A 25,126-nucleotide genomic window follows, 5' to 3' on the forward strand; every position below is an offset into this window, starting at 1 on the left:
GCCGACAACGCAGGAACGAAGGCCGTCATACCGGAGCCAAAGTATCGTGCCAGGGCACGATGCGCCAGCAGGAGATCGCGTGGCAGACATGTCCGAGACCGAAAAGAAGAATCGCAGCCTGAAGCCCCTCGCCAGACTGATACCCTATCTCTCCCGTTATCGAAGGCTTGTCGTTTCGGCGATTTTCTTCCTGGTTCTCGCGGCGGCCACGACGCTCGCCCTGCCGCTTGCCGTCCGCCGCATGATCGATCATGGCTTCGCCTCCTCCGACGGCCATTTCATCAACAACTATTTCGGCATGCTCCTGGTTCTGGCCGTGCTTCTCGCGATCGCCAGTGCCATGCGCTATTACTATGTGATCACCATCGGTGAGCGCGTCGTGGCCGACCTGAGGCGCGAAGTCTTTGGCCATGTCACCCGCCTCTCCGCCTCCTTCTTCGACGTCAACCAGTCGGGCGAAATCGTCTCGCGCCTGACGGCCGACACGACCCAGATCAAGTCGGCGCTCGGGTCTTCCGCCTCCGTGGCGCTGCGCAACACCATCATGTGCCTCGGCGCAATCGGCATGATGATCTATACCAGCCCCGGTCTTTCGGCGCTGGTCCTCTGTGCCATCCCGGTCATCGTCTTCCCGCTCGTCGGCTTTGGCCGCAACGTCCGCCGCCGGTCGCGTGCGGCGCAGGATACGCTGGCCGGGTCGTCTGCCTTTGCCTCCGAGATCGTCGGCGCAACCCGAACCGTCCAAGCCTTTGGTGAGGAGCCGGAAGCCGCCGCACGCTACGGCCGGGCGATCGAAAGCGTCTACGATGCGGCCCGTGCCGCCATCCGCGCCCGCGCCCTGCTGACCGGTTTTGCCATCCTTCTGATCTTCGGCTCGATCGTCGCCGTCCTTTGGTACGGCGCCCAGAGCGTCCTGTCGGGCGCCATGAGTGCCGGCACGCTCGGCCAGTTCGTGCTCTATTCGGTAATTGCCGCAAGCTCGCTCGGCCAGCTTTCCGAAGTCTGGGGAGAACTCTCCGCCGCAGGCGGCGCCGCCGAACGCCTGACTGAACTTCTGCAGGAAATCCCGGCCGTGCGGGACCCGGAAAACCCCGTCGCCCTGCCCCAACCAGCCCGCGGCGAGGTCGAATTCGAGCAGGTTTCCTTCGCCTATCCCGCCCGTGTCAGCGCCATCACGCTGAATGCGCTTTCGCTGAAGGTAAAGCCGGGCGAGACCGTTGCCATTGTTGGCCCGTCCGGCGCCGGCAAGAGCACCATCTTCTCGCTCCTGATGCGCTTCTACGATCCGCAGAGCGGCAACGTGAAGCTCGACGGTGTCGAACTGCGGCAGGCAAGGCTCACCGATATCCGCTCCCGCATGGCGATCGTGCCGCAGAACGTGACCATCTTTGCCGCCTCGATCCATGACAACATCGCTTTCGGCACGCCGGGCGCCAGCCGCGAGGCCGTGCGCGAGGCTGCGATCGCCGCCCAGGCCGACGAGTTCATCTCAAAACTCGACCAGGGCTACGACACGATGGCAGGCGAGCGCGGCATCACACTTTCGGGCGGCCAGCGCCAGCGCATCGCAATTGCCCGCGCCATCCTCAAGAATGCGCCGGTCCTGCTTCTCGACGAGGCCACCTCGGCACTCGATGCCGAAAGCGAAACGCTGGTCCAGCGCGCGCTCGACGGACTGATGAAGGACCGCACCACGCTGGTAATCGCCCATCGCCTTGCGACCGTGCTCAAGGCCGACCGCATTCTCGTGCTCGACAATGGTCGTGTCGTCGAGGAAGGCACGCATCAGAGTCTCGTTGCCCGTGGCGGCCTCTATGCCAAGCTCGCCCGGCTCCAGTTCCATGACCTGGAACAGCCGAGCGCAGCTGCCGTGTAAATGACGCATGTTCCCCTGAACTGGCCATCGGTTTCGGGGAATACGCCTGAAAACAAGGACAGCAGGCACGCCGTGCTTGCCCAAATGAAAGACTGGCAAGGGAAAACCGGATGATTGTCGAGCCGCTGGATCCGGATGCCCCGATCGATACCTTGCTGGAGGCGGTTCAGCGCCAGACCTTCCTGTATTTCTGGGATGGCGCACATGCGGAAAGCAAGCTCGTCTACGACAAGCGCTGGGTCAACGGCGCGATTGCCACCAACATGATCTCGATCAGCGGCACCGGCTTCGGCATCATGGCGATCATCGTTGCCGCCGAACGCCAATGGATCAGCCGCGCCGAGGCGCTGGACCGGCTCACCCTCATCCTCGAACGGCTGATGCTTGCCACCCGCTATCACGGCGCCTTCCCCCACATGGTCGATGGCGCCACCAGCGAGACCATCCAGTTCTCGCAATATGACGATGCCGGCGATCTCGTCGAAACGACGCTGCTTTTGCAGGGCCTGATCTGTGCCCGCGAATATTTCACCGGCGCGTCCGAGCAGGAACAGACGCTGCGGACCACCGTCACCCGCCTGTTTGACGAGGTGGAATGGAACTGGTTCACCCGCGGCAATGATGCCGGCCCGCTCTACTGGCACTGGAGCCCGACCCATGCCTGGGCGATGAACCTGCCGATCCGCGGCTGGAACGAGGCCCTGTCGGCCTATGTAATGGCTGCGGGCTCGCAGACCCATCCGATCGACCCCGAAAGCTATTCTTCCGGCTGGTCGCGCTCCGGCACGATGAAGAATGGCGAGACCTATCTCGGCACCATGCTGCCGCTGGGAGAGCCCTTCGGCGGCCCGCTGTTCATGTCGCAATATTCTTTCTGCGCGCTCGATCCGCGCGGCCTCTCCGACCGCTATGCCGACTACTGGCAGCAGGCGGTGGCGCATACCAGGATCAACCGCGACTATTGCATGACCGTGCCGGCCTATGAGCAATATGGTGTCTGGGGCCTCACCGCTTCGGAAGCGCCGAACGGCTACAATGCCAATTCACCGACCTCAGACACCGGATCGATCGCCCCGACGGCAGCGCTGTCGAGCTTCCCCTTCCTGCCCGAACAAGCGGAGCAAGCCCTGCGCGCCATGCTGCGTTACGAGGATGGCAAGCTGTTCGGCTCGTTCGGCTTCGTCGACGCCTTTGCCCCGGCGATCGACTGGTTGGCTCCGACCTATCTGTCGATCGACCAGGGCCCGATCGTCGCGATGATCGAAAACCATCGCACCGGCCTGCTCTGGAACCTGTTCATGAAGGCGCCGGAAATAAAGCGCGGGCTGGAGCGGCTGGGCTTTTCCTCAGACCGCTACATGGCGTGAAGACGGGCGGTCAGTCCGCCCGCTCGAACACCCATTTCACCACATATTTGCCATTCGGCTTCAACTTGGTCTTGGCCCTCATCGTGACCGGGCCGCCAAGTGCCGCTTCCGCCTTGTCGAACATCTCGCGTGCTTCGGCCATCGCCTGATGATAGGCGCTGTTGTCGCGGCGCGGCGTATCCGCCACCGCCTTGATCAGGGCGTTGATCTCGTCTCTGTCGGAGGCCATCGATCAGCGTTCCGTCAGCTTCAGTTCGATACGACGGTTCTGCGCCTTCGCTTCAGGCGTATCGCCCGGAGTGATCGGCTGGAACTCGCCGAAACCGGCCGCAACCAGCCGGTTGGCCGGTACGCCCTTGGAGATCAGGTACTTGACCACCGATGTGGAGCGCGCCGACGAAAGCTCCCAGTTGTCACGGTAGCGGCCCGTGCCTGACAGCGGTGAATTGTCGGTATGCCCGTCGACCCGCAGAACCCAGTTGATCTCGGCGGGGATTTCCTTGGCGAGATCGAGAAGTGCGGCCGCAAGCTTGTCCATCTCCGCGCGCCCGGCATCGTCCAGTTCGCTTCCGCCGACCGGGAACAGCACTTCCGACTGGAACACGAACCGGTCGCCGACGACGCGGATATTCTCCCGGTCCGACAGGATCTCCCTCAGGCGGCCGAAGAAGTCGGAACGATAGCGATTGAGTTCCTGTACCTTGGCGGCAAGCGCCACGTTGAGACGCCGGCCGAGATCGGCGATCTGCGCCTGCGAATTGACATCTTTGGCCTCCGATGCCTGCAGCGCCTGTTCGACGGCGGCGATCTGCGCCCTCAGTGCGGCGATCTGCTGGTTCAAAAGCTCGATCTGGCTTGCCGCCCGCTGGCTGATCTGCTGCTGCTGGGTGAGCTGGGTCGTCAGTTCCCCGACCTTGGCATTAGCCGCATCGCTGGCGCCTGCCCCCTGGTTGAGCAACTGTTGCAGCCGCGACCGGTCACTCTCGACCGATGCGAGCGAGGATTGCAGGTTGGCTAGCTGATCCTCGAGATCCTGGTTGCCGCTCTTTTCCAGGGAGAGAAGGTTGGTCAGTTCGGCGATCTGGCTGTTCAGCCGGTTCAGCACCTCGTCACGGCCGGTGATCTCACGGCTCAGCAGAAACTGCGCCAGCACGAAGACCGTGAGCAGGAACATGATGGCCATGAGAAGCGTGGACAAGGCATCCACGAATCCCGGCCAGAAATCGACGCTGCGTTCGCGGCGGCGGTTCTTGGCAAGCGCCATCGCTTATTTCCCCCCGATCTTGTCGGCCGCGATCTTGTCGGAGAGACGATCCAGCGTGCGGCGCATCGCCTTCGATTCCTCCTGCTGCGCCTCGATCCAGTCGCGCAGCATCTGCTGCTCGTTGCGCATGTTCTTGACGAGGCCCTGGATCCCCTCGGCGAGATTGGCCATCGCCGTCATCGACCGCTCGTTATCGGCACCGTCATGGGAGGCCTTAGCCTGTGCGGCGGCAAGCTTGCGCAGTTCCGCCGTCAGCGCCTTCAACTCCTCTGTCGCACCATTGCCATTACCCTCGCCATCGGCGATCGGCCCGTCGTAACCGACATCGGTGACGGAGGAGAGCCAGTTTTCCAGTTCGGTATAGAAGCGGTTCTGCGCCCGGCCCGCCTGCAGGTCGAGAAAGCCGAGGATGAGCGAGCCGGAAAGGCCGAGCAGCGAGGACGAAAACGCCGTGCCCATGCCGGCAAGCGGCTTGGCCAGCCCGCTTTTGATCGCGCCCAGAATGTCGCTCGATCCGTTGGAAGACGGGTCCAGCGCGCCGATTACGTCGCTGATCGAGCCGATCGTGCCGATCAGGCCCCAGAAGGTGCCGAGCAGGCCGAGAAACACCAAAAGGCCGATGAGGTAGCGCGAGGTGTCGCGCGTCTCGTCAAGCCGCGTTCCGATCGAATCGAGGATGGAGCGATAGGCGACCGTCGACAGCGACACCTTGCGGCGGCGGCCGATCAGCGTGCGCATCGGAGCAAGCAGCCGCGGTTCGCGCCCCACCTTTTCGGCATTGCCGCCGGCTGCACGATAAGCATTGAACCAGCCGACTTCGCGCGCCAGGCTGATCACCTGCACGAAGACGAGCAGGATGCCGATCGCCAAAACGCCGAGAATGAGGCCGTTGAGGCCCGGATTGGTCTGGAAGGCATGCTGCGCCTGCCGGTAGAGAATGGAGGCGACAAACCCGACGAGGATCAGGAAGATGAGCATCGTCCAGAGGAAGGATGCGGGATTGGAGAGCCTGTGCTTGTAGCCGCCCCGGCCCGTCTCAGACTCGTCCAGATCATCCACCGTCGCATTCGCCATAATACGCCTCGACTCCGCTTAACTGAACCGGAGGCTAGTGGAAAATTACGACGAATTGAAGTGTGCAGACATGCGAAATCAGTGCGCTACCGATGAGCAAGCACTGAATTTCTTCGGATCTTCCGGTGACTTATCGGCTCGGGATCGGCCGGTTGATCACTTCAACCATGGCCTTCTGGATCAGCTCGTTGCCGGCAACCACGTTGCGGCTTTCGAACATGTCGGTCGTGCCCTTCATGTCGGACACGAAGCCGCCGGCTTCACGGATCAGCACCAGTCCGGCTGCCATGTCCCAGGGCGAAAGATCCATTTCCCAGAAGCCGTCGAGGCGGCCTGCAGCCACATAGGCGAGATCGAGCGCGGCTGCGCCCATCCGGCGCACGCCGGCGACTTCGCCCATCACGTGGCGCAGCTCGACGAGGAACTTGCCGTGATTGCCGCGGCCGAGATGCGGTACGCCGCAGCCGACGACGCAATCCGACAGCACGCGGCGGGCAGCCACGCGAATACGGCGATCGTTGAGGAAGGAACCGCCGCCCTTTTCAGCCGTGTAGAGCTCGTCCGTTGCCGGATTGAAGATCACGCCGGCAACGATCTCGCCATTGCGCTCCAGCGCGATGGAGACTGCGAACTGCGGAATGCCGTGGAGGAAGTTGGTCGTGCCGTCGAGCGGATCGACGATCCACCGATGCGCGCCGTCGGTGCCCTTCTCCTCGCCACCCTCTTCGCCGAGGAAGCCATAGGTCGGGCGCGCCTTCATCAGCTCGTCGCGAACGATCTTCTCGGCCTTGAGGTCTGCCTGCGAAACGAAATCGCTCGGTCCCTTGACCGAAACCTGCAGGTTCTGCACCTCGCCGAAATCCCTGGTAAGCGATTTGCCTGCCTTCAAGGCAGCCTGCACCATGACATTGAGAAGCGCTGAACGGGCCATTTCGGAATCCTTGAGCCCCGGAAACCGGCTGACCGGGAGAGCGGGCTAGACTGATTTTGTTGATTGGGCGGCTTCAAGACCACAAATTGCCGGTAAATTCAAGTCGTCCAAGTGGACCGCACAGCATCGGCCCGAAAATCCGAATCGATTTTCGCGGAGCACGATGCGCAGATTTGAAAAATTTGGATCATCCTTTGTGCGTCCATTCGCATGCACAAAGGATGATCTACAGCATGTCTCCCGAAAGTGGTCACCGGTTTCGGGATAAAGACATGCCAAAAACAGACAGCTAAAGCACGGTCAGCGAATCTGAAAGATCGCGACCTGCTTTAGTGTTGTCATTCGCCGCACAGCCTGCGAAAGGAAGACAAACAGACGTCGGAGACTTGGCCAATGCGCATGCCCATCCCCTTTTTCATCAGCCTCGGAATGTTCGTCATCATGACATTCCTGTCGCTCGGGCTGTGGTCGGCACTTCCGGCGGCTTCCGCATCGCTGTTCGCCCTGCCGGCAGCAATGCTGCTCGCAACCGCCATCTTCTTCATCGTACCGATGATCAATCCCAATGCGCTGAACCATCAGGGTCGCTATGCCTTGATCTGGCTCGCCGTGATCTTCGCCTTGACGATCGGCCACGGCCTGATCATCCGTCAGGCGCTCTTTGCGCTGGCCGCGGCTCACCCCGCCTGATGGTGAATTGAGACGATCACTTACGCTGGAATCACTTGCGCTGGAACTTGTTGGCCAGGTCGATCGCCTGCTTCTGCTGATCGTCCTCGATCCCGAGGAAAAAGTCCTCGAGACCGGCATCCTGCAACCCCGCCCGGCGCGACAGCACATACCACTTGGCCGCCTCGACCGGGTTGGGTCGCGTTCCGAGCGCGTTGATATAGAGATAGGCGAGCTTGTTCTGGGCGACGACATTGCCGCGCAGCGCCGCGATCCTCAGCCACTCGAAACCCTTGTCATAGTCCCGCTCGCCGCCGACACCATTGACATACCAGATGCCCATGTCGAGCTGTGCCGTGTCGTAGCCGGCCTTGGCGGCACGCTCCAGCCACATGCGCGCCTGCGCCTTCTTTTCCGGCGGCACGCTTTTCAGGCTGCTATAAAGCTGCGACACCGCATATTGCGCATCGGCAACGCCCTGCTCGGCGGATTTCTCGTAAAAGGGCAGCGCCAGTTCGAGGCCTCTATCTCCGGGATTTTCCGAAATCAGGATCTGTGCCCAGTTGAATTCGGCCGATGAATTGCCAGCCTCGGCGGCGCGACGCATGTAATCATCGGCCTTCTTCTTGTCCTGGGGGACGTCACGCCCGCGCATCAGCACAAGCGCGTATTCGAACATTCCCGCCGGGTCGCCGTGTTCCGCCGCCTGCCCGTACCAGAATGCGGCGGACTTCGCGTCGCGCGCAATGCCGAGCCCGCGCGTCATCATCTCCGCAACCAGTGTCTGGGCCGTGGCGTCGCCCTTCTGCGCCCGGTCAAGCGCCATTGCCAGCGCCGTCACGTAGAGCCCGCGCTGATAGGCACCATAGGCCTCGTCGATCGGGCCCGTATATTTCTTTTCCGGCGGCAGCGGCGGCAGGGTCGCGCCCATGCGCTCGTAGAGGCTGACACCACCGGAAGGCACGATACCATCCGGCTGTTCGTCCTGCTCGATCTTGCCGGCCTGCGATTCGAGAGGTCGTGTCACGGCACGATTCGATTGCGGCTGCGCATGCGCCGATGTCCCCGCCATGGCGAGGATTGACAGGACTGCAGCGATCGTCAGCGGACGTGACGAGGGGTGAAGGTTCGATGGCATGCGAACCATCAATCCTCAAACCGTGGCGCTTTTTCGTCGAGCAGCGCATTGGCGCGCGCAACGGCTGCAGCAGGGCCTTCCGGGTGGGCAAAAACCGCCGTCCGCAGCGCCACGAATTCTGCACCGCTCTCAGCCGCAACCACCACCGATTCGGCATCGCTGCCGCCCATCACGATGCAGGGGATCTCGATCATCGAGGCCCACCATTCGGCAAGCGCGACATTCTTCGGATGCGCTTCCGGCTTGATGTCGCCGTCGAACCGACCGAAGAAAATGTAGTCCGGGCGCAGCTCGCCGATTTCCAGCGCCGTATGACGCTCGCTCGCACCGCCTGCCCCGACGATCAGCTTGGGCGTAAACTTCTCGATCGCCTCGCCGAGTTCCTCCAGCGAACCGGCAAGATGGAGGCCATCCGCCTTGGCGCGCCCGGCAACCCGGCTGTCGCCGGAAATGATCGCGGCAGCGCCTGCATCTTGGATGATCGACACGAGAACCTCTGCCCGCTTCTGGAACGCCTGGTCATCGAGATCATATTGCGGCAGCATGACGGAAGCGACGTCACCACCCGACAGTGCCTCGGCAAGCAGCTTTGCCTGACGATCGGCATCGGCATCATCCGGTACGATCAGCACGAGGCGGCAGCGGTCTTCCGGTTCTGTCATGTTCTTATCCGATCATTCTCAGCGCAGCGCGGGAAAATGCCATAGGCCCCCGCTCCGATTTCTTAGCGCCAATTCGATAGACCGGACAGGGTGAAGGATCAACACCCCCTCACCGCTGGCCGGCAACAGAGGCGTCTGGCGCATCGTTCTCTTCAGGTGGGATCGTCCTGCGCAGCGTGGGCTCGATCTCGGTAACGGCAAAGACAGAACGGCTCGAGAATAAAAAAGTCGGGATATGAGTGGTGCGCATCGCGCAAAACCAGGCCCTGAAACGATTCTGGCCGTGGCCCACATGAACCACGACCAGAAAAGGTTGGGTTTTTTGGCCGCCCTGTGGATCTCATCCAAAACATCGAGATCGGCGGCAGGCTCTACTAGCTGGCCTTAATGGCGCGTTGTCGCCTTCAGCCGCTGCATTTGGTCTTTGATACGCAGCTTGCGGCGCTTGAGATCAGCAATCTTGTGATCATCGGTGGAGGGAGACGAAAGAATCGTCTGGAGCTCCTCCTCAAGAGCGCCATGCTTCTTTTCAAGCGATGCTATATGAGCCTGGATGGTCATGTGGCATGTCCTTCCTTATTGCCTGCTCCGGCCATCCCATCGGCCGAAGCTTCAGGTTTACGACGGGAGTGTGACACGATCGGCCGCGTTTGTCGAAGGTGTTTTCGTGACAAGAGCGCGGCAAATTCGTGGCTTCAGCTAACTTCCAGTTAACGCGGTTTGATGGTAGGAGCTTGCGCATTAAGCCGGGCCGGGTCACAAGCCCGGATCTTTATGGGGACCAAAGACATGGCCGATCAGGAACAGGCGGATATCCGGCTGGCGCTGGCAAAGCTCCGGCAGGAGCATGAAGATTACGATGCCGCCATCAACGCCATGGTTCAGGTTGGCTGCGATGCTCTGCGCGTCCAGCGCATGAAGAAGAAGAAGCTCGCCATCAAGGACAAGATGAGCCAGCTCGAAGACCAGATCCTGCCCGACATCATCGCCTAGGAACGTTTGACATGGCCGAGACACCACCCGTCGCCATCATCATGGGAAGCCAGTCCGACTGGGAAACCATGAAGAACGCTGCCGAAACCCTCGATGCGCTCGAGATCGACTACGAGGCACGCATCATTTCAGCACACCGCACGCCCGAGCGCCTGTTCAATTTCGCCAAGGGCGCGCGCGACGAGGGCTTCCAGGTCATCATCGCCGGCGCCGGTGGCGCCGCTCACCTGCCAGGCATGGCCGCCTCGATGACGCCGCTGCCGGTCTTCGGCGTGCCGGTCCAGTCCAAGGCACTCTCCGGCCAGGACAGCCTGCTCTCGATCGTCCAGATGCCGGCCGGCATTCCGGTCGGCACGCTCGCCATCGGCCGCGCCGGCGCGGTCAACGCCGCCCTTCTAGCCGCCGCCGTCCTAGCGCTCTCCGACGAGGACATCGCCTACAGGCTCGATGAATGGCGCGCCCGCCAGAGCGCAGCGGTCGCCGAATACCCGATGGATGAAGCATGAGCATGCAGACGATCGGCATTATCGGCGGCGGCCAGCTCGGCCGCATGCTCGCCATGGCGGCGGCAAGGCTGAACCTGCGCACCATCATTCTGGAGCCGCAGGCCGACTGCCCGGCAGCCCAGGTCGCCAACGAACAGATCACCGCAGCCTATGACGACATAAAGGCGCTCGCCGAACTGGCCGAACGCTGCGATGTCGTCACTTACGAGTTCGAGAACGTACCGGTCTCCGCCGCCCAGACCCTGGAACGCGGCGTGCCGGTCTATCCGCCGTCCAAGGCGCTCGAAGTCGCGCAGGACCGGCTGGTCGAAAAGCGTTTCCTCAACAGCTGCGGCATCGCGACCGCCCGCTTCCATGCCATCGATAGCCAGCAGGATCTCGAAGCAGCCCTTGCCGATTTCGGCGGCAAGGGCGTGCTGAAGACCCGCCGCCTCGGTTATGACGGCAAGGGCCAGCGCGTTTTCCGCTCGGCCAGCGACTCACCCGCCGGCGCCTATGAGGCACTCGGCTCCGTGCCCCTTATCCTCGAAAGCTTCGTGCCCTTCGAGCGCGAAATTTCGATCATCGCCGCCCGCGCCAAGGACGGCACGATCGAAAGCTACGATCCGGCCGAAAACGTCCATCGCAACGGCATTCTCGACACCTCCACCCTGCCGGCCAATATCAGCTCTGCTACCGCGAAGACGGCCCGCGAGGCCGCCGAGAAGCTGCTGGCCGCACTTGATTACGTCGGAGTCATCGGCATGGAATTCTTCGCCATGGCCGACGGCACGCTGATCGCCAACGAGATCGCCCCGCGCGTCCACAATTCCGGCCACTGGACGGAGGCCGCCTGTGTCGTCTCGCAGTTCGAGCAGCATATGCGCGCGGTTGCAGGCTTTGCGCTCGGCAATCCCGACCGCCATTCCGATTGCGTCATGACCAACCTGATCGGCGACGACATTCTCGCCGTGCCGGAATGGCTCGGGAAGAAGGACGTGCTCGTTCATCTTTACGGCAAGGCGGAAGCCCGTCCGGGCCGGAAAATGGGGCATGTCACCGAACTGAAAGGCCGGAAAACCTCGTCACAAGGTTGACATGGACAAAGCCTCGGGTTATCTGCACGCCAACCTGAGGCGCGCCCTTGATCTTAAGGACTAGGCGGCGCGCTTTCGATTGTTAGAGACAAGCGGCTCTTTGAGCCCACAGACTGCTGGACCAGTACAATGAAGATCAAGAACTCGCTTAAGGCGCTGAAGGCTCGTCACCGCGACAACCGTCTGGTTCGCCGTAAGGGCCGCATTTACATCATCAACAAGCAGAACCCGCGCTTCAAGGCTCGCCAGGGCTGATTGCGACTGCCGGCTTCGGCCGGCAATCAAATTGTCGATAGAGCGACAATTCTGCTTTGACCTTTAGCGCATCCGGATTAGCTTATCCGGATGCGCTATTTGCTTTTGGGCACCCCATTCCTGATCCTGACGACACTGGCGTCGGCTGCCCATGCACAGGCGCCGCAACCATTGCCGCCTATGGTAAGCGGTCAGCAGTCGCCCACACCAGAATCGCCCGTACCAGAATCGGCTGACACGACCGCGCAGGCGCAAAAACCTCTCGACAAGCTCTTCGAGGCGCTGAAGCGCGAACCCAATGCGGAAAAAGCGCGCAATATCGCCCACCAGATCATTGCCGAGATGAACGATTCGGGCAGCCCGACGGTCAATCTGCTGATGCAGTGGTCTGCCGATGCCATCAAGAAGAAGAACAACGCGGCAGCGCTCGATTTCCTCGACCGCGTGACGCTGATCGATCCGGATTATGCGGAAGGCTGGAACCGGCGCGCGACGCTGCATTACGCCATGGGCGACAGCCGCAAGTCGATGGCCGATATCGCTGAAGTGCTGAAGCGCGAGCCACGTCATTTCGGCGCCCTTGCAGGCATGGCAGCGATCCTCACCGAAGCCGGCGACGACCAGCTCGCGCTCAAGGCCTGGGAACGCTATCTCGACGTCTACCCGGCCGACAAGGACGCACAGGAAGCCGTCGACAAGCTGTCCGAAAAGATCGCTGGTAGCCGCACGTGAGCGCCATACCGGCCCGCCCAGCATGATCGTCCTGCTTGCCATTCTTATAATCATCATCCTCGCCGGCCTCGCGTTCACCGCCTTGAAGTCCGCCGGCATCTCCGGTCGATTCCCCAGACACGGCGAACTGACAGATCTCGGCACCTTCAGCATCAACGCGCAGCATCTGCCCGGGCCGCCCTCCCCAACGCTTCCACCGATCGTCTTTATCCACGGCGCCAGCGGCAATCTGCGCGACCAGGAGGCAGCCTTCCGCAGCGCGTTGGAGGGCCGAGCCGAGCTTCTCTTCGTCGATCGCCCCGGCCACGGCTATTCCGAGCGTGGCGGCCCGGAAAACGGCTTTCCAGACGGGCAGGCGGCCGCAATCGCGAGACTGATGGAGAAGAAGGGCATCGACCGCGCCATCATCGTCGGTCATTCCTTCGGCGGCGCGATTGCCGCAAGCTTTGCCGTCTTCCATCCGGAAAAGACCGCAGGCCTACTCTTCCTCGCGCCCGCCACGCATCCCTGGCCGGGCGGCGTCGACTGGTATTACCGGGTCGCGGCAACGCCCGTTCTCGGCTGGTGGTTCACCCGCCTCATCAGCCTCCCCGCCGGCCTGATGCGCATGGATGCGGCGACCAAGGCCGTGTTCAGCCCCAACCGCCGCCGCGATTGCTATCTCGACGAAGGCGCCCCTGCTCTTGTGCTGCGGCCGGAAAACTTTCGCAACAACGCCATCGATGTCGCCAATCTCCACGGCTACGTCACCCGCATCGCGCCGCGTTACCGCGAGATCAAGGCACCGACCGTGATCATCACCGGCGACAGCGACCCGATCGTATTGCGAGAAATCCATTCGGAGGGCCTGGCCCGCGACATTGCCGGCTCGCAACTGGTCACCGTCCGCGGCCTTGGCCACAAGCCGGATTACGTCGTGACCGACCTCGTGGTCGCCGCCATCGAAAATTTATCGGGTGAGCCTCATGATCTTGACGGCCTTGCCCGGGAGGCCGAAGCAAGGCTGGCCGGAGGTGCTGCCACGGAGCAGATCGCGATCCGCTCGGCGTTAAAACAATCCTGACCTGCCCAACAAAAAAACGGCCGGATTGCTCCGGCCGTCTTTCAATCTCTTCGCATCGAGGCCTGATCAGGCGCCGGTCACGCCATCGGCACCGATATAGGCGATACGCAGCATGTTGGTGGAGCCCGGCGTGCCGAGCGGCACACCGGCCGAGATGATGATGCGGTCGCCCGGCTTGCCGAATTCTTCGCGCGCGGTGATGCGGCATGCGCGGTTCACCATGTCGTCGAGATCGGTTGCGTCATGGGTGACGACACAGTGCAGGCCCCAGCAGACGGCGAGACGGCGAGCCGTCTTGACATTCGGCGACAGCGCCAGGATCGGCACGTTGGGACGTTCGCGCGAGGCGCGCAGGCCGGTCGTGCCGGACGACGTGTAGGTGACGATTGCGGCAGCCTTCAGCGTTTCGGCGATCTGGCGGGCCGCAAGCGAGATGGCATCGGCACCGGTTGCTTCCGGCGTGGCACGCTGCGAGTAGATGATGCTCGGGAAAAGCGGATCCTGCTCGACCTGGCGGGCAATCGACGCCATCATCGACACCGCTTCGACCGGATACTGACCGGAGGCCGATTCCGCCGACAGCATGACGGCGTCAGCACCTTCGAAAACGGCGATCGATACGTCGGAGACTTCAGCGCGGGTCGGAACCGGCGCGGTGATCATCGATTCCAGCATCTGGGTGGCGACGACGACCGGCTTGCCGACGCGGCGGCAGGCGCGGGTCAGCTGCTTCTGGATACCGGGCACCATTTCGATCGGCATTTCGACGCCAAGGTCGCCGCGGGCAACCATCACGGCATCGGAAAGCTCGATGATCTCATCGATGCGCTCGAGCGCCTGCGGCTTCTCGATCTTCGACATGATGCCGACGCGACCACGGGCGATCTTGCGCACTTCGGCGAGATCTTCCGGACGCTGCACGAAGGAAAGCGCGACCCAGTCGGCATCTTCGGTGGCGAGAACGGCATCGAGATCGGCGCGATCCTTGGCGGTCAGAACACCGGCTGTAAGAATGGTGTCGGGCAGGCTGACGCCCTTGCGGTCGGAAATGCTGGTGCCGGCAACGACGGTGCAGACGATCTTCGTGCCGTCCGCCTCGACAGCCTTCAGTGCCAGCTTGCCGTCGTCGATCAACAGACGGTGGCCGGGCTTGACGGCTTCGAGGATTTCCGGATGCGGAAGGAAGACGCGGGTTTCGTCACCCGGCTCGTCGCGGTTGTCGAGCGTGAACGTCTGGCCCGGAGCGAGCGTCACTTTCGTGTTGGCGAACTTGCCGACGCGGAGTTTCGGTCCCTGCAGGTCGCAGAGGATGCCGATCGGTCTGCCGGACTTCTTCTCAACAGAGCGGATGCGCGAGATCAGGGTGCGCATCATGTCATGGCTGGCATGGCTCATGTTGATGCGGAACAGGTCTGCCCCTGCCTCGTGCAGCTTCAGGATCATCTCCTCTTCGGAAGATGCCGGGCCGAGCGTGGCAAGGATCTTTACTTTGCGGTTACGCCTCATCAATTTTGGCCTTCTTGCGTACCGGGCGTGTCTGAAAGCTGGACCATCCAGCTTCCCTGACGACCCGTGTCATACTCTTTGAAACCCATGCGCTGGTAGCCACGGGTGAAACAATCGTTTACGCCGACGATTTTGAATTCATTCTCGGCGACGCACATATTGATATTGCCGGTCCACCGCCCGCCTCGGGCAGCATCCTCGGCATAAAGATAATAATATCGTGACTTCAGTTCCCCTTCGATCAGCGTCGCGCAGGTGGAAGCAGGAACCTGCCACCATCCTTCGGTATTCCAACCATCTTGGGCACGATAGCCGATAGCGACGCCGACAAGGTTCTGCGTGCCATTGCAAACGCGGAAATCCGCGTGAGCTGGAGAAGCCAGTAGAAGCGGGCCACCAGCACATAAGGCAAAAGCACCCGCCGGAACGGAAATGAGCGAACGGAGATAAATTTTGATGGATTTTATCGGCACGGTTTCCGTCAGGACTCCATGGTTATCGTGGAGGCACTTTCTCGCGCGGAAGGGGCAGAAAGTCAACGAAGCTCTGGTTGATTGCGGCGCCCTGACGCTGGACCTGTTCAAAATTGCTCTATAGCCCTGCATGCCCTTGCTTTTTGGCAGTTTCAGGCCTCTGCTCTTGCGCCTGAACCGGTGCCATGCGATCACCGAAGTCACAAAATAATCGTTTGAATTGAACGCCAGCATGCAAAATTTCCAATCTTTCGAAATTATAGACGGCGACTATGACAAGGGCATGGTGCTTCTCGCCGACCATGCGATGAACCGTCTCCCGGCCTCCTATGGCAGCCTCGGACTGCCCGATAGCGCCTTCCTCCGCCACATCGCCTATGACATCGGCGTCGAGGGCATGACCCGCCGGCTGGCCGCCATGCTCGGCGTTCCCGCCGTACTCGGCTGCTTCTCCCGCCTGCTGATAGACCCGAACCGCGGCGAGGACGATCCGACCCTGATCATGAAGATTTCCGACGGCGCGATCATTCCCGGAAACCATCCGATCACCGACGAGGAATGGCAGCGCCGGCTCGACACCTATCATCGCCCCTACCATCAGGCGGTCGACAACACGATCAGGGCGACGGCTGCCGCATCCGACAGGGCACCGCTTGTGCTCTCGCTGCATTCCTTCACGCCCTTCTGGAAGGATTTCGCCCGTCCCTGGCATGCCGCCGTCCTATGGGACAGCGACGACCGGGCGGTGACGCCTTTTCTTGAAATGCTGCGGCAGCCCGGCGATATCGTCGTCGGCGATAACGAACCCTATGACGGCGCGCTAAAGGGCGATACCATGTATCGCCACTGCATGGTGCCCGGCATCCCCCATGCGCTTCTGGAAGTGCGTCAGGACCTGATCGGCGACGAGGCCGGCATGGATGCCTGGGCGTCAAGGCTGGCACCGATCTTCACCGCCCTCAATGCCGATCCGATGCTGCACGAATACAGGATCTTCCCGTCGCGGACCGGCCCATACCCTGCATCCGAGAAATGATCCGGAAAGGCGCAAGCATGACCGAACTGACGAAAGAGCAGCAGACCGAATTCGAGGCGGCCGTCTTCCGCCGCCTCGTCAATCATCTGCGCGAGCGCACCGACGTCCAGAATATCGACCTGATGAACCTCGCGGGCTTTTGCCGCAACTGCCTGTCCAACTGGTACAAGGATGCGGCGACAGACGCCGGCATCGACCTTTCCAGGGATGCCTCGCGCGAGATCGTCTACGGCATGCCCTATGAGGACTGGAAGAACCTCCACCAGAAAGAGGCAAGCGACGCTCAAAAAGCCGCATTCGACGCCAACAAGCCGGACCATTGATGATCAGGGCTAAATGGCAGCCGTGATTGATTGGGCTTGACCTCCGGCCCGCTTTTCGGCACTTGACCATCACTTGAAAGCAATCCGACCGAGAGCGGCAACGGTCTTGTGTTCGGAATTGCATTGCACAGGAAGACAGAGCGGTTTCGCCTTTCGAAGGAAGGTGGAAAGGCTCTTAAGAGACACTTTCACTATCAGGAGACCCCGATGTCTGATGCTCATGGCGTCGCCCGCGACCAACTCCGCGCCTTTGTCGAGCGCATCGAACGGTTGGAAGAAGAAAAGAAGACCATCGCCGACGACATCAAGGACGTCTATGGCGAAGCCAAGTCGATGGGTTACGATACCAAGATCATGAAAAAGGTCATCGCCCTTCGCAAGAAGGATGACCAGGAGCGCATGGAAGAGGACCTGATCCTCGACACCTATCTGAGCGCCCTCGGCATGATCCCCGGCGCACCGACCGACGAGGAAGAAGCCGCCTGATCCGCTTTTAAAGCCCGCCCCCAAGGCGGGCTTTTTCATGCCGTCAGCCGGCAGGCACCCGCCGCATATCTGAGCATAACCTCTCTTTGCGTGAGAAACCCATGGCAGATCACGATGTCATCGTCGTCGGCGCCGGTTTTACCGGCCTTGCGGCATCCCGCGCCCTGATCGAGGCCGGATGCGACGTGATCACCGTCGAGGCCCGCCACCGCGTCGGCGGCCGGGTGGAATCGGATTTTCTACCCGATGGCACGCGGGTCGATACCGGCGGCCAGTTCCTCTGCCGCGACATGGTCAACCTCGTCGAGGTCGCGCACCGGCACGGTGCACGCATCGTACGCTCCAGCACTGAAGGTGAGCAGTCCTATCGTCCCGCCATCCCGCCTGAAGCCGGAGAAGCTATCTGGGATGGCGTCGAGCAGCTGCGGGAGAAAATGCTGGCGCTCGACATGAGCGATCCCTCGCTTGCCCGCCTGACGGTCGGCCAGTGGATCGACCGCCAGACAGATATTGCCCCCGAGATCACCGGCTCCTTCCGCCGCCTGGTCAAGGGCCTCTGGTGCCGCGCGCCCGAGGACGTATCGCTCGCCTATCTCGTCTCCAACGATCGGCGCATCACCAATGTCTATCCCGAGCTCGAAATGTTCCTCGGCGATACGATGCATGCCTTGGCGGAAGCGCTCGCGGCACCGCTCGGCGACCGCCTGCGACTGTCGGCTCCCGCCACCTCGATTACCATGATGGACGACAGTATCGAGGTCGACATCAACGGCCAGGCCATAACCGCACGCCAGGTCATTCTCGCAGTCCCGCCCGTCATGGCAAGGCGGATCGAGATCTCCCCTGCGCTCCCTGCCCCCTTGCAAAAGGCACTGGCCGCCTGGGAACCGGGTTGCGCCATCAAGCTGCTGATCGGTTACGAGCGCCCGTTCTGGCGCGACAGGGGCCTGAGCGGCTCCGTCATCTGGAGCGATCCGCAGGGCATGTACGCCTTCGATACCAGCCACGACGCCTATTGCGGCATCGTCGTCTTCCTCGGCGGGCCGCTGGCGTCAGAATGGCACCGCAAGCCGCAGGCCGATCTCGTGGCCTTCGTCATTGGCGAACTCACCGCAGCGCTCGGCGATGACGCCGCGCACCCTACATCGACCTGCATGCGCGACTGGGTCAACGACGCCTGGAGCGACGGCGCCTATAGCGACGTCATCACCGATCTCGATGCGGCGGATGCGGAGGACGTGCTGCTTGAAGGCTTGCCGCGGCTGCATTTCGCCTGTTCGGAACTGTCGCCGTCATTTCCGGGCTATGTCGAAGGCGCGATCGTCGCAGGACGGGAGGCGGCAAAATCCGTGCTCGCCGCCTTGGGCCATCGGCAAGAGTAAACTCGACTACTGGTGAAACTCAGTTCGAACCGCTGAAACGGCCGGGATCGATCGCCACCGTATCCGATACCGGATGGAAACCGTCGCTGGCATAGACCGACGAAGACTGGCCGTCGATCGTGCGCGTCACAACGCGCGGCGCCTTCATCGAAACGACGTCGCCGGACCGCTTGTTGTCCAGCGCCCATTTTTCCAGCGCGTCCTTGGTCAAAGATCCCGGAGCAGCAGCGGTATCGGGCTTCGTCGTGCGACCGCCCTTGGTCGGCACCGCAGCAGCGGCTGCCGCGACCCATTTCGGCGTATCGAAGCCGTCGCCGAACTGCCCTGTAACGGCCGGCTGGCTGCCCCTCTTCGGCAGCGACGCGACTTCCACCGGCTTGCGAGCCGGGGCAGCCGCCTGCGCGGCCTGAGGAGCCACATTGGCAACCGGGCGGACATTCGCTGCGGCCACGGCCGGCTTGCGATCGTCATCCATGCTGCGCGACAGAGCCGCCACCAGCTCGGGCGTCAAGCTCTGCTCCCGTGTCTGACCCTGAGGCCGCTCGGATGGAACGCCGATGGTCGGCGCAGCCACCGCTACCTGACCGGCACCGGGACGATGGGTCGGCACGGGCACGCTTGCCATCTGTTCGAGCGGTACAGGCACATTGCCGAGCGAAGCCGTCATAGCCGCCGTACCCGCGTCGCGGTTTGCACCGCGGCCGCCAAGCAGCGTCGGGACGGGAATGGAATAGTTGGACAGATCGGCGAAACCGTCACCCTGCGGCACGGGCGCGGACGCCTGCATCGCAAGCGCTTCCTGCGCCGGATTGCGCTGCTGCGAATAAAGAGCGGTCGCAAGCGCGCCCGGGCCGTCCTGGCGGAATGCCGGACGCGATGCCGGAACAGGCGGCGCGATCATATCAGGCTGCTGCTGCGGCTGCACGGAAGCAAGCGCGACAGGTGCAGTGGGCGCAGCCGGGGCGCCTGGCGCAGCAACGGCCGCAGGAGCATCGTCATCACCGGCATCGCCGGGCCGTACTGCCGGGCCGGGAGACCGCGAGGCCACGACCGGGGCAGCGCTTTCGCCGTTATCCTCTTCCTCGTCGGCACCGCCGCCGCCGAACAGGCTGGCGAAGAAACCTCGGCGCTTGGCAGCCGGTGCGCCACCGGCCGTAGAGGCGATCTGGATCGAATCGGCACCGACGCGCTTCTTGTAGTCGGCCAAGGCCTCTTCATAACCCGGCAGCGGCTGGCCGTCGGCGGGCAGATGCAGCGTATGGCCCTTCGGGAAGATCTTCACGAGTTCCTCGCGGCTCATCCGCGGCCATGCACGCACGCCGCCGACATCGAGATGCACGAAGGGCGAACCGGATGTCGGATAGAAGCCGACGCCGCCGACCTGCATCTGCATGGCAAGTGCCCTGAGCGTCGCAAGCTTCACGCCGGGAATATAGAAATCCATCGCCTTGCCGAGCATGTGCTGGCTGTTCTTGGCAACACCGGTATAGCGCGTGCGGGTCCGCAGCATGTTGTTGGTGTCGGGAGAACGGAAGGCGGAAACCACGTGGATATAGTCCGTCGCGCCGCTGCGGCGATAGACTTCCCAGACGAGATCGAACAGGCGGGGGTCCATCTTGGTCGGCTGGTTCTTGCGCCAGTCGCGCAGGAACTGGTTCAGCTGCGCCAGCCCCTTGGGATCGAAACGGCCGTTGCGCTTGAAGGTGATGACCGCCTTCTCGCCGGTATGGATGAAATAGAGCTTGAGGCTGCGGTCTTCGGCGGCCGCATCGGCAACGCAGGCAGACCAGGAAAGGGCGGCAAGCACTGCAATTGCCACAGCCGTCGCGGCACGCCGAGCCAGCGATTGAAAGGCTCTGAGAGCGAGACTTTGAACGCTCGTGCCCGAGGAAGTCCTCGAGGGCATTTCTTTTGCATTCAATTCAGGCAAAGCGATCCCCGTCCGGCAGACAACGTCCCTCGTCGTCTCAATGACTGACAATTGCGGTCACACGATGGCAAATATGCCACAGGTGTACAACGATCTCTCCTATAGTCAATGATGTGCTAAAGAGAGATTGACAGAAATTGCCATGCTTCGCTTGCGTGAAAATTAACTCTCTCTAATCGAGCAAGCCCCGGCGCTATGGCCAGGGCTTCCCCATAGTCTCGGCTCAGGCCGCTTCCTTGAGCGGATCGTCCGGATCGATGCCGTAATCCTTCAGCTTGCGATAGAGCGTCGAGCGGCCGATGCCGAGCTTGCGCGCAACCTGGCTCATCTGGCCGCGGTAGAATTTCAGCGCGAAGCGGATCAGCTCCTCCTCGACATCGGCAAGCTTGCGCACCTCTCCGGTATCGTCGGTGCTGACGATGATGTTTTCTTGCGGATAGGCGGCAGCGAGCAACGCCCGCGGGTCCGGCCGGTTCGGGCGCGGCGGCATCATCGGCTGCGGGAAACCCGGCTCCGGCGAGAATGTGCGGACGACCGGCGTCTCCAGCGCAATCGGCGTGCCGACGGCGGTCGCGGCAAGCTCGGCAGAGCGGAATTCCGGCACCTGTGCGGCGATCTGCGGGAAATCGAGTTCCGTCAGCTCATCGCCTTCCGCCAGGACGATGGCCCGGAAGATGGCATTTTCCAGCTGCCGGATATTGCCCGGCCAATCATAGGCGGTCAGAAGCGCAAGCGCTCCGGCACTGACGCCGAGGTTCTGCGGCAGCTTCTGTTCCAGCGAAAAACGCTCGGCAAAGACCCGAACCAGATGCGGGATATCTTCCTTGCGACGACGCAGCGCCGGAATGGTGATCGGGAAGACGTTGAGGCGATAATAGAGATCCTCGCGGAAGCGCCCGGCGCGAACCTCTTCGATCAGGTCCTTGTTGGTGGCTGAAATCAGCCGCACATTGACCTTATGGACGCGACCTGCACCCACCGTCTCGATCTCGCCCGACTGTACGGCGCGCAACAGCTTCACCTGCACTTCGAGCGGCAGGTCGCCGATCTCGTCGAGGAAAAGCGTGCCGCCATCGGCTTCGACGAACTTGCCGGTGTGACGTTCGGTAGCACCGGTAAACGCTCCCTTTTCGTGACCGAACAGGATGCTCTCGACCAGATTGGCCGGAATGGCGCCGCAGTTGACGGTGATGAACGGCTTGCCGGCGCGGTCACTGGCCGACTGGATGGCCCGCGCAATCATTTCCTTGCCGACGCCGGACTCACCCTCGAGGACCACCGGAATATTGGAATGGGCGGCACGCTGTGCCAGATCAATCACGCGCAGCATGTCCGGGCTTGCCGAGACGATGTCGTTGAACCCGACGACGCCGGCGCGGCGGCGGCCGGCCCTGGCCTTGCCTTCGCGGTGATCGAGCTTGAGCGCATTGGCGATCGAGGTCGCGATCCTTTCCGGCGACACCGGCTTGACGACGAAGTCGAAGGCGCCGGCCCGCATCGCCTGCACGACGAATTCGATGCTGCCCTGTCCCGTCTGGACGATCACCGGCGTGGCGATCCCCATCTCGCGCAGTGCGGCGAGGAAGGTCAGCCCGTCCATTTCCGGCATCATCAGGTCGAGCACGATGACATTGATGTCACCGCTGGTACGGCTGAGGAAGTCGAGCGCGACCCGTCCGTTTTCGGCCAGATGCGCGACATAACCCTGCCGCTCGATCGCGTTCTTCAAAAGGCGGCGCTGAATGGGGTCGTCATCGACCACGAGGATATGAGCAGACATGCTTGAACTCCCGGCAACGTTCATCGTGCACCCTTTGCGGGCTCTTATGCTCAAGGTTGTGCCAGAAAGGCTTGAACATCCCCTTTTGAGAAAAGCTCACATTTTAACCGTCTGGACGGAAAACGGACGGGTGGCGACGGGGAGGCCGAAATGCTACCTCTCTGCCAGCAATTTGAGTGCCCAGTTGAGTGAAAGGAATGACCATGACGAAACGCTCTGCGCAGTCCACAAATGTCCTTGCCGCATCGACCGCGGGCGGCGGCTCCGGCAAGGCGGCGAGTGACTCCGCGCTCGGTCTTCTTCCCGTCTGGAAGCTTTCCGATCTCTATGCCTCCAGAGATGCCGATGCGTTCAAAGAAGACCTCAAGACATCGGAAACCAAAGCGATCGCTTTCGAAGCCAAGTGGAAGGGCAAGCTTGCCGAGGCCGCCACGAAGATCGGTGCCGGCGGTATCGGCGAAGCCTTGCAGGAATACGAGGCGCTCGACGAGCTCATCGGCAAGATCGGCTCCTTCGCCGGCCTCACCTATTTTTCCGATACGACCGACCCGGCCAATGGCAAGTTCTTCGGTGACGCCCAGGCACGATTGACCGACATATCCGCGCATCTTCTGTTCTTTGCGCTCGAACTCAACCGCGTCGACGACGCGACGATGGATGCCTGCATGGATCGTGATCCGGTGGCCGGCCACTACCGCCCCTGGATCGTGGACTTAAGAAAGGACAAGCCCTTTCAGCTGGACGACAAGCTGGAACAGCTTTTCCTCGAAAAGTCGATGACATCCGCTGCGGCCTTCAACCGCCTGTTCGATGAGACAATGGCGGAACTGCGCTTCGATCTCGATGGCGAGATGCAGCCGCTCGAAGTCACCCTCAACATGTTGCAGGAAGCAGACCCGGCCGCCCGCGCCAAGGCCGCAGCCGCCTTGTCGAAGACATTCGGCGACAACCTGCGCGTCTTCACCCTGATCACCAACACGCTCGCCAAGGACAAGGATATCTCGGACCGCTGGCGCGGTTTCGATGATATCGCCGATAGCCGGCATCTGGCGAACCGCGTCGAGCGCGAAGTGGTCGACGCGCTGGCGGCCGCCGTTCAGGACGCCTATCCGCGCCTGTCTCACCGCTATTATACAATGAAGGCGAAGTGGCTCGGCATGGACCAGCTGAACTACTGGGACCGCAACGCCCCGCTTCCCGAAACACCGAAGGCCGTCATCCCGTGGGAGACCGCCAAGGAAACCGTGCTCTCGGCCTATGGTGCCTTCGCACCCGACATGGCCAAGATTGCCGGCCGGTTCTTCGACGAGGAGTGGATCGATGCTCCCGCCCGCCCAGGCAAGGCGCCGGGCGCCTTTGCCCATCCGACCGTGCCGTCGGCCCATCCTTATGTTCTGGTTAACTATCTGGGCAAGCCGCGCGACGTCATGACATTGGCCCACGAACTCGGCCACGGCGTGCATCAGGTTCTTGCCGGCGGCCAGGGCGCGCTGATGTGCCAGACACCGCTGACACTTGCCGAAACCGCCTCCGTCTTCGGTGAAATGCTGACCTTCCGCGCGCTTCTCGAAAAGACCAGGGATAAGCACGAGCGCAAGGCGATGCTGGCCCAGAAGGTCGAGGACATGATCAACACGGTCGTGCGCCAGATCGCCTTCTACCAGTTCGAGCGCAAGCTCCATACCGCGCGTAAGGAAGGCGAACTGACCTCCGAGCAGATCGGCGAATTGTGGCTGTCGGTGCAGGAGGAGAGCCTCGGCCCGGCGATCAGGATCTCTGAAGGCTACGAGACGTGGTGGACCTATATCCCCCACTTCATCCACTCGCCCTTCTATGTTTATGCCTATGCCTTCGGCGATTGCCTGGTGAACTCGCTTTACGCGGTCTACCAGAATGCAGCTCCGGGCTTCCAGGAGAAGTATTTCGAGCTTCTGAAGGCCGGCGGCAGCAAGCACCATTCCGAACTCCTGAAACCTTTCGGCCTCGACGCCACCGACCCGACCTTCTGGTCCAAGGGCCTGTCGATGATCGAAGGCCTGATCGACGAACTCGACGCTCTGGACAAGGAACTGGCCTGAGGGTCTGAAACAACAAACGGCCGGGTAGACCCGGCCGTTCGCCTTTCGAAAGTAATCTCTCTACCTGACCACCGGCTCGACCGTCAGATCCCTGCCGCTCGATGCCACGACCCGTACGCGGGAGCCGACCGGCAGGTCCGGCCCCATCACCGACCACATCGTATCGTCGAGCTTGATCCGCCCTCGCCCTTCCTGGATGGGCTCGGACAGCGTCGCCGTGCGGCCGACAAGGCTTTCACCGCGACGATTGAGCCAGGGCTCGTCGGTCGTCGTCCGCTTGCCGTTATAGATCCGTCGCCCCAGCACGGCGAAGATGACCGACAGGACGGCAAACAGCAGCAATTGCAGATGCCAGCCCCAGAAGGCATCGTCCCAGAAGGCCAGCGACAGTGCACCAAGCACGATTGCCGCAGCGCCGATCCAGACGATGAACACGCCGGGCACCAGAAGCTCGGCGGCAAGCAGGATGACGCCGACGATCCACCAGCTCCACGGCCCAAAACTGTTCCACAGTTCGATGATCATC

At 62.1% G+C, this 25,126-nt stretch carries 26 protein-coding genes; 14 read left to right on the forward strand and 12 right to left on the reverse strand.

Going from position 1 to position 25,126, the window contains the following annotated elements; translation table 11 throughout:
- The first annotated feature begins 88 nt into the window (after nucleotides 1-88).
- Both NCHU2750_RS13780 and NCHU2750_RS13785 read left to right on the forward strand, forming a co-directional pair.
- Entirely contained in the window at nucleotides 89-1,876 is a 1,788-nt protein-coding gene (locus NCHU2750_RS13780; protein WP_502703848.1) for an ABC transporter transmembrane domain-containing protein, read from the forward strand.
- Between the two features lie 110 nt (nucleotides 1,877-1,986).
- Nucleotides 1,987-3,243, forward strand: a complete 1,257-nt coding sequence (locus NCHU2750_RS13785; protein ID WP_119941020.1) for a glucoamylase family protein — start codon at nucleotides 1,987-1,989, stop codon at nucleotides 3,241-3,243.
- A 10-nt stretch (nucleotides 3,244-3,253) separates the two neighbouring features.
- Here NCHU2750_RS13785 and NCHU2750_RS13790 read toward each other — a convergent pair whose 3' ends face one another.
- The 4 genes from NCHU2750_RS13790 to NCHU2750_RS13805 form a co-directional block, all read right to left on the reverse strand.
- Nucleotides 3,254-3,472: a hypothetical protein gene (locus NCHU2750_RS13790; protein WP_119941021.1), complete on the reverse strand. Its 219-nt coding sequence runs from the start codon at nucleotides 3,470-3,472 to the stop codon at nucleotides 3,254-3,256.
- Nucleotides 3,473-3,475: 3 nt separating this feature from the next.
- Nucleotides 3,476-4,507 carry a peptidoglycan -binding protein gene (locus tag NCHU2750_RS13795; protein WP_119941022.1) on the reverse strand — a complete coding sequence of 344 codons (1,032 nt, stop codon included), beginning with the start codon at nucleotides 4,505-4,507 and terminating at the stop codon, nucleotides 3,476-3,478.
- Between the two features lie 3 nt (nucleotides 4,508-4,510).
- Complete coding sequence (locus NCHU2750_RS13800) at nucleotides 4,511-5,581, reverse strand: flagellar motor protein MotA (RefSeq protein WP_119941023.1); 1,071 nt, start codon at nucleotides 5,579-5,581, stop codon at nucleotides 4,511-4,513.
- Between the two features lie 130 nt (nucleotides 5,582-5,711).
- Entirely contained in the window at nucleotides 5,712-6,512 is an 801-nt protein-coding gene (locus NCHU2750_RS13805) for an inositol monophosphatase family protein (protein WP_119941024.1), read from the reverse strand.
- 393 nt (nucleotides 6,513-6,905) lie between these two features.
- On the opposite strand from NCHU2750_RS13805, the gene NCHU2750_RS13810 reads away from it, so the two are divergent.
- On the forward strand, nucleotides 6,906-7,202 hold the full coding sequence (locus NCHU2750_RS13810; protein ID WP_119941025.1) for a hypothetical protein: 297 nt from the start codon (nucleotides 6,906-6,908) through the stop codon (nucleotides 7,200-7,202).
- Nucleotides 7,203-7,233: 31 nt separating this feature from the next.
- Here NCHU2750_RS13810 and NCHU2750_RS13815 read toward each other — a convergent pair whose 3' ends face one another.
- The 3 genes from NCHU2750_RS13815 to NCHU2750_RS13825 all read right to left on the reverse strand — a co-directional run bounded on the left by NCHU2750_RS13815 (nucleotide 7,234) and on the right by NCHU2750_RS13825 (nucleotide 9,542).
- Entirely contained in the window at nucleotides 7,234-8,319 is a 1,086-nt protein-coding gene (locus tag NCHU2750_RS13815) for a tetratricopeptide repeat protein (protein WP_162939622.1), read from the reverse strand.
- A gap of 8 nt (nucleotides 8,320-8,327) precedes the next feature.
- On the reverse strand, nucleotides 8,328-8,981 hold the full coding sequence (locus NCHU2750_RS13820) for a thiamine phosphate synthase (protein WP_119941027.1): 654 nt from the start codon (nucleotides 8,979-8,981) through the stop codon (nucleotides 8,328-8,330).
- Between the two features lie 384 nt (nucleotides 8,982-9,365).
- Nucleotides 9,366-9,542, reverse strand: coding sequence for a YdcH family protein (locus NCHU2750_RS13825; RefSeq protein WP_119941028.1), 177 nt, complete (start codon nucleotides 9,540-9,542; stop codon nucleotides 9,366-9,368).
- Between the two features lie 228 nt (nucleotides 9,543-9,770).
- On the opposite strand from NCHU2750_RS13825, the gene NCHU2750_RS13830 reads away from it, so the two are divergent.
- The 6 genes from NCHU2750_RS13830 (at nucleotide 9,771) to NCHU2750_RS13855 (ending at nucleotide 13,606) form a co-directional block, all read left to right on the forward strand.
- Nucleotides 9,771-9,974: a YdcH family protein gene (locus NCHU2750_RS13830; RefSeq protein WP_119943349.1), complete on the forward strand. Its 204-nt coding sequence runs from the start codon at nucleotides 9,771-9,773 to the stop codon at nucleotides 9,972-9,974.
- An 11-nt stretch (nucleotides 9,975-9,985) separates the two neighbouring features.
- Nucleotides 9,986-10,480: a 5-(carboxyamino)imidazole ribonucleotide mutase gene (purE, locus tag NCHU2750_RS13835; RefSeq protein ID WP_119941029.1), complete on the forward strand. Its 495-nt coding sequence runs from the start codon at nucleotides 9,986-9,988 to the stop codon at nucleotides 10,478-10,480.
- Nucleotides 10,477-11,556 carry a 5-(carboxyamino)imidazole ribonucleotide synthase gene (locus NCHU2750_RS13840; RefSeq protein ID WP_119941030.1) on the forward strand — a complete coding sequence of 360 codons (1,080 nt, stop codon included), beginning with the start codon at nucleotides 10,477-10,479 and terminating at the stop codon, nucleotides 11,554-11,556. Before purE ends, NCHU2750_RS13840 begins: the two co-directional genes overlap by 4 nt.
- Nucleotides 11,557-11,685: 129 nt before the next feature.
- The gene (gene ykgO / locus NCHU2750_RS13845; RefSeq protein WP_006726873.1) at nucleotides 11,686-11,811 is read left to right on the forward strand and encodes a type B 50S ribosomal protein L36; all 126 of its coding nucleotides are present in this window, start codon (nucleotides 11,686-11,688) and stop codon (nucleotides 11,809-11,811) included.
- 90 nt (nucleotides 11,812-11,901) lie between these two features.
- Nucleotides 11,902-12,543, forward strand: coding sequence for a tetratricopeptide repeat protein (locus NCHU2750_RS13850; RefSeq protein ID WP_119941031.1), 642 nt, complete (start codon nucleotides 11,902-11,904; stop codon nucleotides 12,541-12,543).
- A gap of 22 nt (nucleotides 12,544-12,565) precedes the next feature.
- Nucleotides 12,566-13,606 (forward strand): alpha/beta fold hydrolase, encoded by a 1,041-nt coding sequence (locus tag NCHU2750_RS13855; RefSeq protein WP_119941032.1) that lies wholly within the window; start codon nucleotides 12,566-12,568, stop codon nucleotides 13,604-13,606.
- A gap of 66 nt (nucleotides 13,607-13,672) precedes the next feature.
- Here the strand turns inward: NCHU2750_RS13855 and pyk are convergent, their stop codons facing one another.
- Together pyk and NCHU2750_RS13865 are read right to left on the reverse strand one after the other, a co-directional pair.
- The gene (gene pyk, locus NCHU2750_RS13860; protein ID WP_119941033.1) at nucleotides 13,673-15,112 is read right to left on the reverse strand and encodes a pyruvate kinase; all 1,440 of its coding nucleotides are present in this window, start codon (nucleotides 15,110-15,112) and stop codon (nucleotides 13,673-13,675) included.
- Complete coding sequence (locus NCHU2750_RS13865) at nucleotides 15,112-15,546, reverse strand: DUF1036 domain-containing protein (RefSeq protein ID WP_502703849.1); 435 nt, start codon at nucleotides 15,544-15,546, stop codon at nucleotides 15,112-15,114. Before NCHU2750_RS13865 ends, pyk begins: the two co-directional genes overlap by 1 nt.
- 271 nt (nucleotides 15,547-15,817) lie before the next feature.
- Between NCHU2750_RS13865 and NCHU2750_RS13870 the strand changes: the two genes are divergently transcribed.
- The 4 genes from NCHU2750_RS13870 to NCHU2750_RS13885 all read left to right on the forward strand — a co-directional run bounded on the left by NCHU2750_RS13870 (nucleotide 15,818) and on the right by NCHU2750_RS13885 (nucleotide 18,812).
- A complete protein-coding gene (locus NCHU2750_RS13870) occupies nucleotides 15,818-16,621 on the forward strand; it encodes an N-formylglutamate amidohydrolase (protein ID WP_119941034.1) in 804 nt (267 codons plus the stop codon).
- Between the two features lie 17 nt (nucleotides 16,622-16,638).
- The gene (locus tag NCHU2750_RS13875) at nucleotides 16,639-16,944 is read left to right on the forward strand and encodes a DUF1244 domain-containing protein (protein WP_119943353.1); all 306 of its coding nucleotides are present in this window, start codon (nucleotides 16,639-16,641) and stop codon (nucleotides 16,942-16,944) included.
- Nucleotides 16,945-17,151: 207 nt separating this feature from the next.
- Nucleotides 17,152-17,430, forward strand: a complete 279-nt coding sequence (locus NCHU2750_RS13880) for a DUF2312 domain-containing protein (RefSeq protein ID WP_119941035.1) — start codon at nucleotides 17,152-17,154, stop codon at nucleotides 17,428-17,430.
- 101 nt (nucleotides 17,431-17,531) lie between these two features.
- The gene (locus NCHU2750_RS13885) at nucleotides 17,532-18,812 is read left to right on the forward strand and encodes a flavin monoamine oxidase family protein (RefSeq protein WP_119941036.1); all 1,281 of its coding nucleotides are present in this window, start codon (nucleotides 17,532-17,534) and stop codon (nucleotides 18,810-18,812) included.
- A 19-nt stretch (nucleotides 18,813-18,831) separates the two neighbouring features.
- Here NCHU2750_RS13885 and NCHU2750_RS13890 read toward each other — a convergent pair whose 3' ends face one another.
- Together NCHU2750_RS13890 and NCHU2750_RS13895 are read right to left on the reverse strand one after the other, a co-directional pair.
- Nucleotides 18,832-20,718 carry a peptidoglycan L,D-endopeptidase MepK gene (locus NCHU2750_RS13890; RefSeq protein ID WP_119941037.1) on the reverse strand — a complete coding sequence of 629 codons (1,887 nt, stop codon included), beginning with the start codon at nucleotides 20,716-20,718 and terminating at the stop codon, nucleotides 18,832-18,834.
- Between the two features lie 247 nt (nucleotides 20,719-20,965).
- Entirely contained in the window at nucleotides 20,966-22,546 is a 1,581-nt protein-coding gene (locus NCHU2750_RS13895; RefSeq protein ID WP_502703792.1) for a sigma-54-dependent transcriptional regulator, read from the reverse strand.
- Between the two features lie 179 nt (nucleotides 22,547-22,725).
- On the opposite strand from NCHU2750_RS13895, the gene NCHU2750_RS13900 reads away from it, so the two are divergent.
- On the forward strand, nucleotides 22,726-24,600 hold the full coding sequence (locus tag NCHU2750_RS13900) for a M3 family oligoendopeptidase (protein ID WP_119943355.1): 1,875 nt from the start codon (nucleotides 22,726-22,728) through the stop codon (nucleotides 24,598-24,600).
- Nucleotides 24,601-24,660: 60 nt separating this feature from the next.
- Here the strand turns inward: NCHU2750_RS13900 and NCHU2750_RS13905 are convergent, their stop codons facing one another.
- On the reverse strand, nucleotides 24,661-25,125 hold the full coding sequence (locus tag NCHU2750_RS13905; protein ID WP_119941039.1) for an NfeD family protein: 465 nt from the start codon (nucleotides 25,123-25,125) through the stop codon (nucleotides 24,661-24,663).
- Nucleotide 25,126 lies beyond the last annotated feature (1 nt).

It is taken from the genome of Neorhizobium sp. NCHU2750 (assembly GCF_003597675.1).
Lineage (GTDB): Bacteria > Pseudomonadota > Alphaproteobacteria > Rhizobiales > Rhizobiaceae > Neorhizobium.